Here is a 15,353-nt window from a genome sequence, read left to right as displayed (position 1 = left end):
TGGAGCTAGCACCCAAGGCAAGGAGGAAGCACCGTGCGAGCACTGACGGTCGAACCAGGACGGGCGGAGTCGACGCAGGTCGAGGACGTCCCTGATCCCACGCCGGGAGATGACGAGCTCCTCGTGCGCGCGGTCGCGGTCGGCGTGTGCGGAACGGACAAGGAGATCGTGCGAGGCGAGTACGGATGGGCTCCCCCGGGCCGGCAACGACTGGTCCTGGGACACGAGTCGCTCGGGCGGGTGGAGCATGCTCCTGCGGGCAGCGACTTCAGTCCGGGGGACCTCGTCGTGGGCGTGGTCCGCAGACCCGACCCCGAGCCGTGCGGTGCTTGTGCGCACGGCGAGTGGGACATGTGCCGTAACGGCCGCTACACCGAGCGGGGCATCAAGTCCCTCGACGGGTTCGCCAGCCAGCTGTGGACCACACCTGCCCCATACACCGTCCCGGTCGACGACCGCCTCGGACCGGCCGGCGTGCTGACGGAACCGACCAGCGTGGTGGCCAAGGCATGGGAGCAGGTGGACCGTACCGGCGACCGGGCCTGGTTCGCCCCCCGCACGGTGCTGGTGACCGGCGCCGGGCCGATCGGGCTCCTGGCCGCGATGATCGGTGTGCAGCGCGGCCTGGACGTCCATGTTCTCGACCGCGTCACCGAGGGTGTGAAACCCGAGCTGGTCGCATCGCTGGGCGCCACCTACCACCACGAGAACCTCGCCGACGCCGCCCGCGTGGCCCGTCCCGACGTCGTCATCGAAGCCACCGGCGTCGGGTCCGTGGCGTTCGACGCCATGGCCGAGACCGGCCCCTACGGCATCGTCTGCCTCACGGGTGTCTCACCGAAGGGACGGACGCTCCAGATCGACGCCGGGGCACTCAACCGCGAGCTCGTGCTGGAGAACGACGTCGTCGTGGGGTCGGTCAACGCCAACATGCGCCACTACCGGGCGGCAGCCGATCACCTCGCGCAGGCCGACGTCGCCTGGCTGCGACGGCTGATCACCACCACGGTGCCCCTCGAGGACTTCGCCACCGCCTTCGACCAAGGTGGCGACGACGTGAAGGTGGTCATCTCATTGGAGGACGCGTGAGGGCCCGCACCCCGATCGAGGACTACGCCCTGATCGGCGACCTGCACACCGCCGCGCTCATCAGCCGCGATGGCTCGATCGATTGGCTCTGCCTGCCCCGCTTCGACTCCGCGGCCTGTTTCGCCGCGCTGCTCGACGGCCCGGAAGCAGGGCACTGGACGCTGCAACCGGCCGCCGACCCGTCCCCGGACCTGGCGCCCCGGCCGACGATGCGGGACTACGACGCTCACAGCCTGGTGCTGCGCACCCGCTGGGACACCGACAGCGGGGCGGTCGACGTCCTCGACTTCATGCCACCGCGCGGCGAGGCAGCCGACGTCGTCCGCATCGTCGAAGGCGTCCGCGGGTCGGTGGACATGCACTCCACTCTCAGGCTCCGCTTCGACTACGGCCGCGTCCGACCCTGGGTCCGCACCGGCCACGAACGACCCGACACCGGGGACGATCGCCACACCCACGAGGGCGCTCGCGGGGCACATGGCGGCGACAGAGGTGCAGGCAATACACGGGTGGGCGACGAACGCGCAGGCGCTGACGACGTGGACGAGGGAGCGAGCGAGGTCACCGCCGTCGGCGGGCCGGACGCCGTGTGGCTCCACGCGGATGTCCCGATGCATCTGGGCGACGGCACCATCACCTCGCGTTTCACCGTGCGTGCCGGCGACCAGGTGGCGTTCGTGCTCACCCACCGAGCCTCGCACGAACCGGCCCCCAGGCCGGCGCACCCTCACGCCGCGCTTCGCGACACCATCAAGTTCTGGGACGACTGGCTCGAGCGGTGCACCTACACAGGACCGTGGGCCCACGACGTGCGCCGCTCGCTGCTCCTGCTCAAGGCGCTGACGTACGCCCCCACTGGCGGGATCCTCGCCGCCGCGACCACCTCGCTGCCCGAGGACGTCGGCGGCGTCCGCAACTGGGACTACCGCTACTGCTGGCTACGAGACGCCACCTTCACCCTGCAGGCACTGCTCGGCACCGGCTACACCGACGAAGCAAAGGCATGGCGCGAATGGCTCGTCCGGGCGGTCGCCGGTGACCCGTCCAAGCTCCAGATCATGTACGGCCTCGACGGCACCCCGCGTCTTCCCGAGACCACGCTGCCGTGGCTCGCCGGCTACGCGAGCTCCCAGCCCGTCCGCACCGGCAACGCCGCCGCCGAGCAGTACCAGCTCGACGTGTGGGGCGAGACGCTCGACGGCCTCTACCAAGCACGCGAGGCCGGGCTCGACAGCGTCGACACCGCCTGGCAGCTGCAGCACGCGCTGCTCGACTGGCTCGAAGGCCACTGGGAGAATCCCGACAACGGGCTGTGGGAGATGCGCGGCCCGCGCCGCCACTTCACCCACTCCAAGGTCATGGCGTGGGCCGGCGTCGACCGCGCCGTCCGCACCGTTGAACGCCACGGCCTCGACGGCCCTGCCGACCGGTGGCGCGCCCTCGCCGACCGCATCCACCACGACGTGTGCACGCACGGCTACGACGCGGACCGCAACACCTTCACCCAGTTCTACGGCTCGCAAGGCCTTGACGCGTCGTTGCTGCTGATCCCCAAGGTCGGGTTCCTGCCCTGGAGTGACGAGCGCGTCATCGGCACCGTTCACGCCGTCGAGACCGAACTCCGCCGCGACGGACACCTCCTGCGGTACGACCCGACCGCCGACGGCGGCCCCGACGGTCTACCCGGAACCGAAGCATCCTTCATCGCGTGCGGCTTCTGGCTGGTCGAGGCCCTCCACGGCATCGGGCAACGCGACCGCGCAGCCACGCTGTTCGACGAGCTGCTCACCCTGCGCAACGACGTCGGGATGCTCAGCGAGGAGTACGACCCGCGCACCAACGCCCACCTCGGCAACACACCCCAAGCATTCAGCCTCGTCGGACTCGTCAACGCCGCCCTACGCCTCTCGGAGGGTTCCCCCGCCCCAGCCCCACGACCCGACTCCGAGAGGACATGATGCTGACAACACTGCTCTACGCGCTTGGGGCGTCCCTCCCCCTCGTCGTCGGCGCCGCCGTGGGTGCGCGATGGGAACCGCCGAAGCACCTTGTCGCGACCGTTCTTGCGTTCGCCGCTGGGGCCCTGATCGTTTCCACCTCCTTCGAGCTCTTCGAGCCGGCGTACCAAGGCGGTGGGGCGTGGCGCGCCGGCGGCATGTTCGCTGCCGGAGCGGTCGTGTTCGTCGCAGCCGACACCTGGCTCGACCGCCGCTACCAGCGCAGCGCGACCGGCGTTGCGCTGCTCGCAGGGGTGACGCTCGACGGCATCCCCGAGAACACGGCGCTCGGTGTCTCGCTCAACGACTCGGCCAGCGTCGCGCTGCTCGTCGCCGTGTTCGTCAGCAACTTCCCCGAAGCACTCGCCGGCGCACGCAGCATGATGGACAAGGGCCGCAGCGGACGAACGGTGGTCCTGGTGTGGGCCGCAGCGACGGTCCTGCTCTGCGCCGCCGTGTTTCTCGGCAAGTTCCTGTTCGCAGGAGCGAGTGCCACCGCCCTCTCCTACCCCTTGGCGTTCGCAGGCGGCGCCGTGCTCGCGTCCGTGATCGATACCCTCGCCCCGGAAGCCTTCAGCGAGGGCGGACCCGTCATCGCACTCGCCAGCGCCGCCGGCTTCGTCACCGGCTATCTCCTCAGCGCCTGACTGATCCTACCAGCGAGCCGACCGTTCGCGAAGCTCGCGAGTCCGGGGTCGACCTGTGATCGCACGCAGTTCGGTGCCCATGCCCACGCTGAGCTCTGGGGCCTGCTCGCCGGTGATGCTCTCGTCATCTGGGCGGGAGGTCAGCGCAGCACCACGGTGCGGGCGTTGTGCACGAACACACGGTCCTCGCAGTGCCATCGCACGGCCTGAGAGAGCGCCGCGCTTTCCGCGTCGCGTCCCACCAGGACCAGGTCGTCGGGCGTGTGGGAGTGATCAACCTCGATGACCTGCTGAGCGATGATGTCTTCGTCCGCTCCGCGAGCAGCTGCTTGAGCTTGCGTTCGGCGGCGCGCGGACTGCTGGAGGTGGCTTGCACGCGACGCACCTGGCCGTCGTAGTCCCGGAACCGAGTCGAAGCGCGTCCGCGGCCGTCCGGCAGTGTCTCGACAGCGATCTCGCCGAAGGTGCCGATAGGGGTACGGGGCCTGGCCACGTCAGCTCACCCGCTGCTGGGGCCGTGCCCCGGCTCGCTCTCGCGCTGGCGTACCAGCCACGCGAGGACGTCGGAGGTGGCGAAGCGGACCCTTCCCCCGACCTTGATGGCACAAGGACCCTTGCCGTCGGTGCGCCAGTCCCGGATGGTCGTCACCGGGACGTGGAGGTACTCGGCGAGCTCCTCGATGCTCAGCAGGGGCTCCAGGCTGGTCAGCGTGGTGCTGTTCGTCTCCATGCCGGTTAGGTGCACCGTCGGAACCATGCGGTTCCGTGGCCCTCCGCGCTGCCCCACGCCGTTGTGTGCGGTCGGGGGTTTGTGGCGGCTCACCGCGGGGTTTCTGGCGGGTTTGTGGCAGTCGGATCAATTCTCAAATGCTTTCAGGCTCGGAGATCGATGATCTCCGAGCCTGAAACCTTGTAGCGGGGGCAGGATTTGAACCTGCGACCTCTGGGTTATGAGCCCAGCGAGCTACCGAGCTGCTCCACCCCGCGTCGGTGAACAGAACATTACAGGGGTGTCGGGCCGAGCCCAAATCCGGGGGTCACCGGAGCTGGCGCACGGCCTGCTCGACGAGCTGGCGTCCCTCCTCCATGAGCCGGGCCCACCGCACGGTGTCACCCTGTCGCTGGGCCTCGTCGGCCTGGGCGAACTTGTCCTCGGCCTGCTGCAGCAGCTCGGAGACGTCGGCCTGCCCGCCGGGCTGCTGGGTCGGCTGCGAGCCGGGCGACTGCGACGGCTCGGTGGTCGGCTCCTCGGTCGGCGACGGCTCGGTGGTCGGCTCCTCGGTCGACCCGTCGGTCGACGGGTCGGCGGTGAGTGCGTCCTCGATGGCGCCCACGAGCGTGGTGCCGATGCCGACCCGGTTCTCGTAGGAGACGAGCACGAAGCGGAGGATCGGGAAGTTCGACTCACCGGCTCGGCGCGTGTAGACCGGCTGCACGTACATGAACGTGTCACCGACCGGCAGCGTCAGCAGGTTGCCGGGCACCCGGTCCGCGTCGCCGGTCGTGTAGGGCAGCAGCGCCTGGCTGACGTCCTCGTTGGTGGCGAACGTGTTGGCGATCTGGAGCGGACCACCCGAGGGCTCGTTGGGCAGCTGCAGCACCGAGACCTTGCCGTAGTCGTCGCTCGTCGCGTCGCTGTTGACCGCCATGTAGGCCGCGAGGTTGTTCTCCTTGCGTCGCGGCACGTAGACCGACGTCAGGGACCACGTCTCGCCGTCACCGGTGTCGGTGAAGAGGCGGTACGGCGGCTGCAGCCGGGTGGTGCGCTGCGGGTCGCTCGGGACCTCCCAGCGGCTCGAGCCCTCGAACCAGGCCGAGGCGGACGTCTCGTGGTAGCGCTGGAACTGGAACCGCTGGGCCTTGAACAGGTCCTCCGGGTAGCGCAGGTGCTCCATCAGCGCGTCGGGGATGTCCTCCTTCGGCTGGACGACGTCGGGGAAGACCTCCTTCCACGCCTGGAGGATCGGGTCCTCCTCGTCCCACTCGTAGAGGCTGACCGTGCCGTCGTAGGCGTCCACCGTGGCCTTGACCGAGTTGCGGAGGTAGTTCACCTCGTCGGTCGGCAGGGTCTGGAAGCCGGTGTTCTCCTGCAGGGAGTCGTCGGTCATCTCCTCGAGCGACTCGCGCTGCGAGAGCGGGTACTTGTCGGTGACGGTGTAGCCGTCGAGGATCCACTGGATCCGACCGTCCACGACGGCCGGGTAGGGGTCGGAGTCGACGGTCAGCCACGGGGCGACCTTCTCGACCATCTGACGCGGGTTGCGGTCGTAGAGGATCTTCGAGTTCTCGTGCACGCGGCTCGACAGAAGCAGGTTGGGCTCGCTGAAGCGCACCGCGTAGAGCAGCTGGCTGAAGATGTTGCCGATCGGGACGCCCGCCTCGCCGTCGTACGTCGTCGCGACCTCGTCGTCGCTGCGGTCGCCGCGGGGCAGGTCGAACTCGACCGGAGCCCCACCGGGCCGCTGGCCGACGATGCTGTAGGACGGGCTCTGCTCGCCGAAGTAGACGCGCGTCTCGTAGCCGTCCTCGCCGGCGAGGCGGGTGAGGGCGTCCTCGTCGGACTCCTGCCCCTCGGCCCACTGGATGCCGGTCTGCTGCTCCGAGTCGTCCTCGGGGCGCTGGTTGGCGTAGGCCGCGATCACGCCGTTGCCGTGCGTGTAGGCGGTGTGGAGGTTGGACCAGTTCTGGTCACCCTCGGCGAGGCCGCTCTGGTCGAGCTCGCGCACGCCGAGCACCACGGCACGGTCCTTGCCGTCGATCTCGTAGCGGTCGACGTCGAGCACGTTGGGCACCGAGTAGTAGGCACGGACCTGCTGCTGCTGCTCGAAGATCTCGCTGACGATCTGCGGGTCCACCAGCGGGATCCCGTCGGTCTTGCTGTTGAGCGAGTCCAGCTGGTCGTCGTCGGCGGCGACGGCCGTGCCGCCGACGTCGCGCACGTCGATCTGGTCGAGCTGGTAGGCCGCGCGCGTCGCGTCGATGTTGGCCTTGATGTAGGGACCCTCGCGGTCCGGGACGTTGGGGTTGACCCGGATCGCCTGGACGAGCGTCGGGACGATCAGGCCGAGGATGATCGCGGAGAGCGCGAACAGCGCGACGCCGACCGACGGCAGCAGCCAGGTGCGCCGCCAGATGTTGGCGAGGAACAGCAGGGCGCAGACGATGGCGATGCCGGCGAGGATCTCCTTTGCTGGCAGCACCGCCTTGTCGCGGGTGTAGTTCATGCCGGTGAAGATCGAGCCCGAGCTGGTCACCAGGTCGAAGCGGTCGAGCCAGTAGTCCACGGCCTTGGCGAGCACGAAGAGCGCCAGCAGCGCGGAGACCTGGATCTGCGCGGCGCTGGTGAGGCGCTCGCCGGGACGGGCGGAGAGCCGGATGCCGCCGAACAGGTAGTTCATCAGCAGCGAGGCGATGAGGCCGACGACGGCCAGCGCCATCACGAAGTCGACGAGGTAGTGCCAGAACGGCAGGTCGAAGACGTAGAAGCCGACGTCCTTGCCGAAGTAGGGGTCGGTCGTGCCGAACTCCTTGCTGTGCCGCCACAGGGAGTAGCTGCGCCACTGTCCCGACGCGGAGGCGCCGGCGAAGAGGCCCAACACGGCGGCCGTCCCCCCGATGACCCAGCCCATGCGCGGCGCGAGGAGCTGGCGGTAGCGGTCCATGCCGTCGTCGGGCATGCCCGGCATGCCGGGCCACAGGACGGGCCGGTAGCGGAAGGCCATGGCCATCGCGACCGCGACGACGGCGGCCATCAGCCCGGCGAAGACGAAGAAGAGCCCGATCCGGGTGAGGAGGAGCGTCGTGAAGACGTCCTGGTAGCCGACGGAGCCGAACCACAGGCGCTCGGTCCAGAAGGACGCGAAGGCGCTCAGCAGCATGAAGGCCAGGACGAGGACGATCGCGGTGATGACCAGGGCGCCCGGCCGGCGCGAGGTGGTGGACGGGCGTGCGCCGCCCGTGCCGCCGTTCCCGCCGGGCCGCTGGGGGCCGTCGGGTCCGCTGGGTCCGCTGGGTCGGTCGAAGGGATTGCTCATGGCCTCAGGGGTTCTCGTCGGGGTGGGGCTGGGTGTCGTGCGTGAGGTCGTGGGAGGGGTCGGCGAGCGTCGCGTGCAGGAGCTCGAGGAGGCCGGGGACCAGCTCGGTGCCGTTGACCACGGACTGCTCGTCGTCGTGGGCGCGCAGGCGCAGGGCGCAGTACGACGCCCCGGCGCGGGTCACGCCGGCGACCATCCGCACCTCCTGACGGTCCGGGTGCTCGCGGGCGAACAGCTCGGCCGCGGTCGCGTCGTCAGGGATCTCGTCGTCGACGTCGGGCGGCAGGACGAGCCGCTCGAGGACGGCCGCGCACCCGGTCACGCTCTCGGGCCAGGCGATGGTGTGGAGCGCGTCCTCGAGCACCTGCCCGGGCGGCAGGCCCTCCTGCTCGATGGGCGTGAACGACCCGTCGTCGCCGGGACCGTCGATCCCCATCGCCGCCGCCAGCGCGGGCTCCTGCGCCACGAGCGTCGCGGTGTCGACGAGCGCGTAGAGCCGGGCCGGCTGGTCCCACCCGTCCTGGGCGACGTGAGCCTCGATCTCGAGGACCGCGGCGGCCAGCGCCGGGTCCTCGGGAAGCGCGTCGGGCGACCCGGCCTCGGGGACGGCGTCGGGCGTCGGGTCGGTGGGGCTCGTCATGAGGCGGTCTCCTCGCAGCTCGGGAGGTCGGCGTCGGGGTCGGCGACCCACGCGTCCAGCGTCTTCACGGCGCCGTCCATCGTGGTGGCCTTCGCCAGGCGCATGTCACCGGTGTCCACTCCCCCGATGCCGTCGCAGTTGTCGGCCGGGACCAGGAAGAGCTCCGCACCGGCGTCGCGGGCCGCGGCGACCTTCTGCTGGATGCCGCCGATGGGTCCGACCTTGCCGGCGGGCGTGATGGTGCCGGTGCCGGCGATGTCGGCGCCCCCCGTCAGTGAGCCCGGGGTGAGGGTGTCGTAGATGGCCAGCGACATCATCAGCCCGGCGCTGGGGCCGCCGATGTTGTCGGCGATGTCGACGCTGACCTCGAAGGGGAAGTCGAAGCCGACGCCGGGGGTGATCCCGATCCGGGGGTCGCCGTCGACCTCCTCGGGGGTCACGTCGACGGTCACCTCCTTCTTCCCACGTCGTACGACGAACGGGAGCGGCTCCCCCGGTGACGCGGCGTCGACCGCGTCGACGACGTCCTGGGCGTCGGTGATCGTGGTGCCACCCACCCGGAGCAGCACGTCGCGGACCTTCAGCCTGCCGTCGGCGGGCAGTCCCGGGGTCACGGCGAGGACCTCCACCAGCGGGTCGACCTTCTCGCCGAGCTGGGTGAGCGCGGCCGCGACGGCCGTGTCCTGCGAGGACACCATCGCGGCCTCGGACTCCTGGTCGCTCGACTCGTCGGTCTCCTCCGGGGCGTAGATCGAGGAGCGTGGCCAGACGGCGGCGTCGGGGTCGAAGTAGGCCCGCAGGAGCTCCGGGAGGCTGACGTCCTCCTGCGGCGTGCTGACGTAGACGGTCGTCATCCGCAGCTCGCCTTCGTCGTGGAAGGCCTCGTGACCGGAGACCTCGACGATCTCGTCGCCGTCGTTCTCGGCGAGTATGTCGACGGTCGGTCCGGGGTAATAGGTCACGTAGGGCAGCGGGACGAACGCAGCCGTCGCCCACAGCACGGCCAGGAGGCACAGTGCGAGCAGTCCCGCCCTGGTCCGCTGGCTCATGGGCGCAACTCTCTCAAACGACGGCAACTCAGCGGCAACGTGCTGTCGCTCGTCCCCGGATCAGGAGGCGCGGCGGGTGGCGCCCGACCCGTGGCTGGGCCGGACGGCGATGCCGGTGCTGCGGTCGCGGGCCGGTGCCGACGTACGACGCGTCCCGGCCGGTGGCTCCTTGGTGAGGGCGCGGCCGAGGCGTTCGACGGCGACGTCGCGGTCGACCTCGCCGCGGCCGTCGCGCCCGGCCCACGACACCCACGCCATCGCGACGAGGGCCACGACGGCCGACGGCACGAGCCAGAGCAGGATCTCCACGCGACGAGGGTAGGTGCCGCGAGGCCACCGGGCCGGGAGGTCCTACGGCGTGCCGACCCACTCCTCGGTCCGGTCGTCGAAGACCTGGTGCTTCCAGATCGGCACCTCGGCCTTGAGCGTGTCGATGAGGGCCCGCGAGGCCGCGAAGGCGTCGCCGCGGTGGGCTGCCGTCGTGGCGACGACGACCGCGAGGTCCCCGATCCGCAGCTGGCCCACCCGGTGCACCGCGGCCACGCCACGGACGTCGTGGTCGGCGGCCACCTGCCGGCAGACGTCCTCGAGCCTGGCCAGCGCGGTCGGGTGGGCGGAGTAGTCGAGCGCCGTGACGCCCTTGCCGCCGTCGTGGTCGCGGACCTGCCCGACGAACAGGGTGAGGCCGCCGGCGCCGTCGTCACCGAGGGCGTCGAGGACCTCGGTCACGTCGAGCGGGGTGTCGCGGATGTCCACGAGGCGCACGGGATCGGACGAGGGCTCGCTCACGGGGCCGAGTCTAGGCGTGCCACTGCTGGGCGCGGTGGGTACCGTGGAGGACATGAGTGACACCCCCGGTGGTCCCGGATCGTCCGGTCAGGGCCCCGACGACGACAACCCCTTCAAGGGCACGCCCTTCGAGCAGATCTTCTCGCAGATGGGCGGGTTCGGAGCGGGGGGCGGCCTGCCCGACCTCAACTCGCTGATGGCGCAGATGCAGTCGCTGTTCGCGCCGCACGACGGTCCGGTCAACTGGGACACGGTCACCGACCTGGCCCGCCGCGCCGCGGCCCAGGAGCCCGACCCGACCGTCAGCCCGACCCAGTCGGCCGCCGTCGCCGACGCCGTGCGCCTCGCCGACCACTGGCTCGACACCACGACCGAGTTCCCGTCGGGAGTGACCACCACCGCCGCGTGGTCGCGGGCCGAGTGGATCGTCGAGACGATCCCGGTCTGGAAGGTGCTCGTCGAGCCGATCGCGGGCTCCGCCACCCAGGCCCTGGGCCAGGCGATGCCCGAGGAGATGAAGCAGCTCGCGGGTCCGCTCATGGCGATGCTCGGCAAGGCGAGCGGCGCGATGGTCGCCTCCCAGGTCGGCAGCGGCCTCGGTGCGCTGGCGGGCGACGTGCTCAGCGCCTCCGACATCGGCCTGCCCCTCGGCCCGATCGGCAAGGCCGCGCTGCTCCCCACCAACGTGGCGGCCTTCGCCGAGGAGCTGCCCGACGTGTCCGCCGACGACGTGCTGCTCTACCTCGCGCTGCGCGAGGCGGCCCACCAGCGGCTGTTCGCCGGCGTGCCCTGGCTGCGCGACCACCTCATCGGGGCGGTCTCGGAGTACGGCGCCGGCATGGACTTCGACACCTCCGGGATGGAGACCAAGCTCCGCGAGGTCGACATGACCAACCCCGAGGCCATGCAGGACGCCCTCGCGGGCGGGCTCTTCGACCCCGAGCCGTCCGCTGCGCAGAAGGCCGCGCTCGAGAAGCTCGAGGTGACGCTCGCGCTCGTCGAGGGCTGGGTCGACGAGGTCGTCGGCCAGGCGACGGCGGAGCGGATGCCCGCCGCAGCCAAGCTGCAGGAGACCGTACGCCGCCGGCGCGCCGCGGGCGGCCCGGCCGAGCAGACCTTCGCGACCCTGGTGGGCCTCGAGCTGCGGCCCCGCCGGCTGCGCGACGCCTCGACGCTCTGGGGCTCGCTGCGGACCCGTCAGGGCACCGAGGCGCGCGACGGCGTCTGGATGTCGCCGCACCTGCTGCCCACCGCCGCCGACCTCGACGACCCGCTGGGCTTCCGGGAGGACTCCGTGACGCCGGACGAGCTGTCGGAGGAGGAGTTCGACGCCGGCCTGCGCGACCTGCTCGACGGTGGCGACAGCGGCACCCGTCCCGGCGAGTGACCCTCCACGCGAGCGCGGTCGCCGCGCTGTCGGGCTGGTCCGCGCCGACACCCGGGCAGGAGCAGCTGCGCGAGCGCTACCTCGTCCACCTGGCCGCGCACCCCGACGGCCTGGCCAAGGCCTGCTTCCCCGACCACCTCACCGCCGGGGCGATCGTCGTCTCACCCGACGCTCGCGCCGTCCTGCTCAACCACCATCGCAAGGCCGACGCCTGGCTGGCCTTCGGCGGCCACCTCGAGCCGGGTGACGCGTCCCTGGCCGACGGTGCCCGGCGCGAGCTGGTCGAGGAGTCCGGGCTGACGTCGTTCACCTTCGACGACGACCCGCTGTCGCTCGACGAGCACGCGGTGGAGTTCTGCTCCGACCGTGGCACCGTCCACCACCTCGACGTGCGTTTCCTGGCCACCGCCGAGCCGGACGCGACCCACGCCACGAGCGAGGAGTCGCTCGACGTGCGGTGGTGGCCCGTCGACGCGCTGCCGGCGACGTTCGACGACATGTACGTCCTCATCGACGCCGCGGTCGCGCGGGTGCGGGCGCGTCAGTCCTCGTCGACGCCCGGGGGCGGCTCGAGCCGCGCGCCCGCGGAGTAGCCCTCGAGGTAGCCCTTCGCCTTCTCCGCTCGCGGGAAGCGGTCGACCCACGCCCAGAACGCCGGTGTGTGGCCCGACTCCAGCAGGTGGGCCAGCTCGTGGACGAGCACGTAGTCGACGACCCAGCCGGGCACCTTCTGCAGCCGGTCGCTGAGCCGGATGGTGCGGTCGCCCGGGGTGCACGACCCCCAGCGGGCGTTCTGGTTGGTCACCCAGCGCACCGAGGCGGGGACCGCGAGGCCGCCGAAGTAGAGGTCGTTGAGCTTGGCCGCACGGGCGACGAGGTCGTCGTCGGAGCGCCGGCGGCGCTTCTCCTGGCGCTCGATGCGCGCCACCATGTCGGCGACCCAGGTCGCCTCGTCGCGCTTGCTCATCGTGGCGGGGATGAGCACCACGATCCGGTCGCCGTCGCGGTAGGCCGAGACCGTCCGGCGGCGGCGGCGCGAGCGGCGCACCTCCACGTCGGGCGGGACGGCCGGGGTGCTCATGTGCCGAACCTAACCCCCGCCACCCACACCCCACGGGTGGACGCGCTGGACGGAGCCGCGGTCAGAGCCGGGCCGCGGCCCACTCCAGCAGCCGGTCGCGCTCCCACGTGGTGACGATCCGGTCGGGGTCGATCCCGGCCTCGGTGGCGCGGGCGGCGCCGTAGTCGAGCATGTCGAGCTGACCGGGCGCGTGGGCGTCGGAGTCGATCGAGAACAGGCACCCCAGGTCGCGGGCGAGCTCGAGCAGCCTGGTCGGCGGGTCGCGCCGCTCGGGCCGCGAGTTGATCTCGACGGCCACGCCCTCCTCCGCGCACGCGGTGAACACCGCCTTCGCGTCGAACTGGCTCTGCGGCCGCACGCCCCGGTTGCCGGTCACCAGCCGACCGGTGCAGTGGCCGAGGACGTTGGTGTGCGGGTTGCGGACGGCGGCGACCATCCGCTTCGTCATCAGCGCGGCATCCATCCTGAGCTTGGAGTGCACGGAGGCGACGCGGACGTCGAGCCGGTCGAGCAGCTCCGGGGCCTGGTCGAGCGATCCGTCGTCGAGGATGTCCACCTCGATCCCCTTCAGGAGGGTGAACGACCCGCCGAGGTGCTCGTTCACGGCGTCCACGACCCCGAGCTGGCGCGTCAGCCGCTCGGCGCTGAGCCCGTTGGCCACCCGCAGGCGCGGGCTGTGGTCGGTGAGGACGAGGTAGTCGTGACCGAGCTCCATGGCCGTCATCGCCATCTCCTCCAGCGGCGAGCCGCCGTCGGACCAGTCGGAGTGGGAGTGCAGGTCGCCGCGCAGCCGGGCACGCAGCTCCTCCCCGCCCTGCGCCAGCGGACCGGCGGTGGCCTCGAGCCTGACGAGGCGCTCGGGGACGACCCCGTTGCACGCGTCGGTGATCGCCGCCGCGGTGCTCGGGCCGATGCCGGGCAGCTCGGTGAGCGTGCCGTCGCCCGCGCGTCGGCGTACCTCCTCCTCGGGCAGCGGCAGGATCGTGCGCGCCGCCTTGCGGAAGGCCTCGATCCGGCGGGTCTCGTCGCGCTGGCGCTCCATCAGGAACGCGATGCGCCGCAGGGTCGCCACGGGACCCCGCACAGACTCCTCGCCCAACTTCTTCTCCTCCACAGGCCGGTCGCAGGTGTTGCCGCTGGTCATCCGCACAGTACGGCGCCCGCGCCGGGCGTGTCGCGCACAGGGTCCTCCCCACGTCCGGCGACGTCCTCCACGGTCGGCGGCCCCCGGTGCACACCGTCTCCACAGGCCTGTCCACAGGCGTGGAGGCGCACCCGTTGACCGGGCGGGTGCCCGGCCCTAGCGTTGCGGCCAGAAGGGCCCCACGGCTCCTCGACGCCAGCTGGGGAAGGCAGGCGTCGGAGGCTGCGGGGCCCCTTCTTCGTTCCCCGGTCTCGTTCCGGCCCGCTCAGCGGCCCCGGAACTGCGGGGACCGCTTGTCCCTCGCGGCGGCGATGCCCTCCTGCAGGTCGGCGGTGGCGAGCGTCATCGGCTGGGCGAGGGCCTCCCACTGCAGGGCCGACTCGAAGTCGGCGTGGCCGCCGTCGGCGAGCGCGACCTTGGTCAGGCGCGCTGCGATCGGGGCGGTGCCCGCGATGCCGGCGGCCGTCTCGAGCACCTCCTCCAGGAACGACGCGGGGTCGATCACGCGTGAGACCAGGCCGAGGCGCAGCGCCTCGTCGGCCTCCACGACCCGGCCGGTGAGGAGCAGGTCGCGCGCGTGGGCGGGCCCGACGACGTTCGGCAGCAGCCAGGTGCCGGCCATGCCGGCATGCATGCCGAGCTTGTTGAACGGCACGCCGAGCTTGGCGCCGGTCGCGGCGTAGCGGATGTCGCAGGCGAGCGCGAGGCACAGCCCGGCGCCGATGGCGGCCCCGTTGACCGCTGCGATGGTCGGCACCTCGAGGCGGCGGATCGACAGCCAGGCGCGGTAGAACGGCAGCATGCGCGAGCGCAGGTGGTCGACGCTCGCGTCGGGCTCGCTGGCGATCCACGAGGTGTTGCCGCCGGAGCAGAAGGCGCTCCCCTCCCCCGTCACCACCACTGCGCGTACGGAGGTGTCGGCGGCGACCTCCTCGATGGCCGCGACCCACGACGAGGTCATCTCGTCGCTCATCGCGTTGCGCATCCCGGGGTTGTCCAGGGTCAGCAGGACGACCCCCTCGGAGGGCCGCTCGAGGCGGAGGTGGGTGAGCTCGGCAGAGGTGTCTGGCATGGCCCGAGGGTACTGAGCCGGCTGAGCGTGGAATCACCCGGATTCACGCTCAGCGCGTGTGGTGCGCGAGCGTGGCTCACGCGTGGCGTAGTGTCGTCGACGGAGTGCTGGCGACCGCCGGACCTCCCCGACGGGCTTCCCCGAGAGACTCCCCGTCGCGACGACCAGCAACAACAAGCAAGGAGGCCGTCATGGCGGAGACCTGGAGCGGTGAGTTCTACTGCGTCAAGTGCAAGGAGAAGCGCGAGGCGGAGGGCGAGATCAAGGTCAACGACAAGGGCACCAAGATGGCCAAGGGCGTCTGCCCGGTCTGCGGCACCAACCTGAACCGCATCCTCGGCAAGGCGTGAGCCTCACCTCGTGAGCTCAGAGCAGCGGCGTCACCCCTCGGGTGACGCCGCTGTTGCATGTCCGGCCGCTGCAC

At 71.4% G+C, this 15,353-nt stretch carries 15 protein-coding genes and 1 tRNA gene; 6 read left to right on the top strand and 10 right to left on the bottom strand.

Annotated elements, in window-relative coordinates:
• The first annotated feature begins 33 nt into the window (after window positions 1–33).
• Genes NYO98_RS04560 through NYO98_RS04550 form a run of 3 tightly spaced genes read left to right on the top strand, consistent with a single transcriptional unit; the run spans window position 34 to window position 3,733 of the window.
• On the top strand, window positions 34–1,089 hold the full coding sequence (locus NYO98_RS04560) for a glucose 1-dehydrogenase (RefSeq protein ID WP_268110340.1): 1,056 nt from the start codon (window positions 34–36) through the stop codon (window positions 1,087–1,089).
• Window positions 1,086–3,047 carry a glycoside hydrolase family 15 protein gene (locus tag NYO98_RS04555; protein WP_268110339.1) on the top strand — a complete coding sequence of 654 codons (1,962 nt, stop codon included), beginning with the start codon at window positions 1,086–1,088 and terminating at the stop codon, window positions 3,045–3,047. Before NYO98_RS04560 ends, NYO98_RS04555 begins: the two co-directional genes overlap by 4 nt.
• A complete protein-coding gene (locus NYO98_RS04550; RefSeq protein WP_268110338.1) occupies window positions 3,047–3,733 on the top strand; it encodes a ZIP family metal transporter in 687 nt (228 codons plus the stop codon). The genes NYO98_RS04555 and NYO98_RS04550 overlap by 1 nt, the downstream gene beginning before the upstream one ends.
• A gap of 499 nt (window positions 3,734–4,232) precedes the next feature.
• Here NYO98_RS04550 and NYO98_RS04545 read toward each other — a convergent pair whose 3' ends face one another.
• The 7 genes from NYO98_RS04545 to NYO98_RS04515 all read right to left on the bottom strand — a co-directional run bounded on the left by NYO98_RS04545 (window position 4,233) and on the right by NYO98_RS04515 (window position 10,245).
• Window positions 4,233–4,463: a helix-turn-helix domain-containing protein gene (locus NYO98_RS04545; protein WP_268110337.1), complete on the bottom strand. Its 231-nt coding sequence runs from the start codon at window positions 4,461–4,463 to the stop codon at window positions 4,233–4,235.
• 183 nt (window positions 4,464–4,646) lie between these two features.
• Window positions 4,647–4,720: transfer RNA gene (locus NYO98_RS04540), tRNA-Met, on the bottom strand.
• 50 nt (window positions 4,721–4,770) lie between these two features.
• Window positions 4,771–7,767, bottom strand: a complete 2,997-nt coding sequence (locus tag NYO98_RS04535; RefSeq protein ID WP_268110336.1) for a UPF0182 family membrane protein — start codon at window positions 7,765–7,767, stop codon at window positions 4,771–4,773.
• Between the two features lie 4 nt (window positions 7,768–7,771).
• Window positions 7,772–8,407, bottom strand: a complete 636-nt coding sequence (locus tag NYO98_RS04530) for a PPA1309 family protein (protein WP_268110335.1) — start codon at window positions 8,405–8,407, stop codon at window positions 7,772–7,774.
• Window positions 8,404–9,456, bottom strand: a complete 1,053-nt coding sequence (locus NYO98_RS04525) for a YlbL family protein (protein ID WP_268110334.1) — start codon at window positions 9,454–9,456, stop codon at window positions 8,404–8,406. Before NYO98_RS04525 ends, NYO98_RS04530 begins: the two co-directional genes overlap by 4 nt.
• A 60-nt stretch (window positions 9,457–9,516) precedes the next feature.
• Window positions 9,517–9,765: a hypothetical protein gene (locus tag NYO98_RS04520; RefSeq protein WP_268110333.1), complete on the bottom strand. Its 249-nt coding sequence runs from the start codon at window positions 9,763–9,765 to the stop codon at window positions 9,517–9,519.
• Between the two features lie 42 nt (window positions 9,766–9,807).
• A complete protein-coding gene (locus NYO98_RS04515) occupies window positions 9,808–10,245 on the bottom strand; it encodes a molybdenum cofactor biosynthesis protein MoaE (protein WP_268110332.1) in 438 nt (145 codons plus the stop codon).
• A 52-nt stretch (window positions 10,246–10,297) separates the two neighbouring features.
• Between NYO98_RS04515 and NYO98_RS04510 the strand changes: the two genes are divergently transcribed.
• Window positions 10,298–11,632 (top strand): zinc-dependent metalloprotease, encoded by a 1,335-nt coding sequence (locus NYO98_RS04510; RefSeq protein WP_268110331.1) that lies wholly within the window; start codon window positions 10,298–10,300, stop codon window positions 11,630–11,632.
• Window positions 11,629–12,225: an NUDIX hydrolase gene (locus NYO98_RS04505; protein WP_268110330.1), complete on the top strand. Its 597-nt coding sequence runs from the start codon at window positions 11,629–11,631 to the stop codon at window positions 12,223–12,225. The genes NYO98_RS04510 and NYO98_RS04505 overlap by 4 nt, the downstream gene beginning before the upstream one ends.
• On the opposite strand, the gene NYO98_RS04500 is transcribed toward NYO98_RS04505, so the two are convergent.
• The 3 genes from NYO98_RS04500 to NYO98_RS04490 all read right to left on the bottom strand — a co-directional run bounded on the left by NYO98_RS04500 (window position 12,174) and on the right by NYO98_RS04490 (window position 14,929).
• Window positions 12,174–12,713, bottom strand: a complete 540-nt coding sequence (locus NYO98_RS04500; protein ID WP_268110329.1) for a M48 metallopeptidase family protein — start codon at window positions 12,711–12,713, stop codon at window positions 12,174–12,176. The two genes, NYO98_RS04505 and NYO98_RS04500, sit on opposite strands and share 52 nt — an antisense overlap.
• A 61-nt stretch (window positions 12,714–12,774) precedes the next feature.
• A complete protein-coding gene (locus NYO98_RS04495) occupies window positions 12,775–13,812 on the bottom strand; it encodes a PHP domain-containing protein (protein WP_268110328.1) in 1,038 nt (345 codons plus the stop codon).
• A gap of 310 nt (window positions 13,813–14,122) precedes the next feature.
• Window positions 14,123–14,929: an enoyl-CoA hydratase/isomerase family protein gene (locus tag NYO98_RS04490; protein ID WP_268110327.1), complete on the bottom strand. Its 807-nt coding sequence runs from the start codon at window positions 14,927–14,929 to the stop codon at window positions 14,123–14,125.
• A 191-nt stretch (window positions 14,930–15,120) separates the two neighbouring features.
• On the opposite strand from NYO98_RS04490, the gene NYO98_RS04485 reads away from it, so the two are divergent.
• Complete coding sequence (locus NYO98_RS04485; protein WP_090969683.1) at window positions 15,121–15,279, top strand: DUF5679 domain-containing protein; 159 nt, start codon at window positions 15,121–15,123, stop codon at window positions 15,277–15,279.
• Window positions 15,280–15,353 lie beyond the last annotated feature (74 nt).

It is taken from the genome of Nocardioides pini, assembly GCF_026712185.1.
GTDB lineage: Bacteria > Actinomycetota > Actinomycetes > Propionibacteriales > Nocardioidaceae > Nocardioides > Nocardioides pini.
Note: the sequence above shows the minus strand (reverse complement) of the source record. Positions and strands in the feature narration are given on the sequence as shown.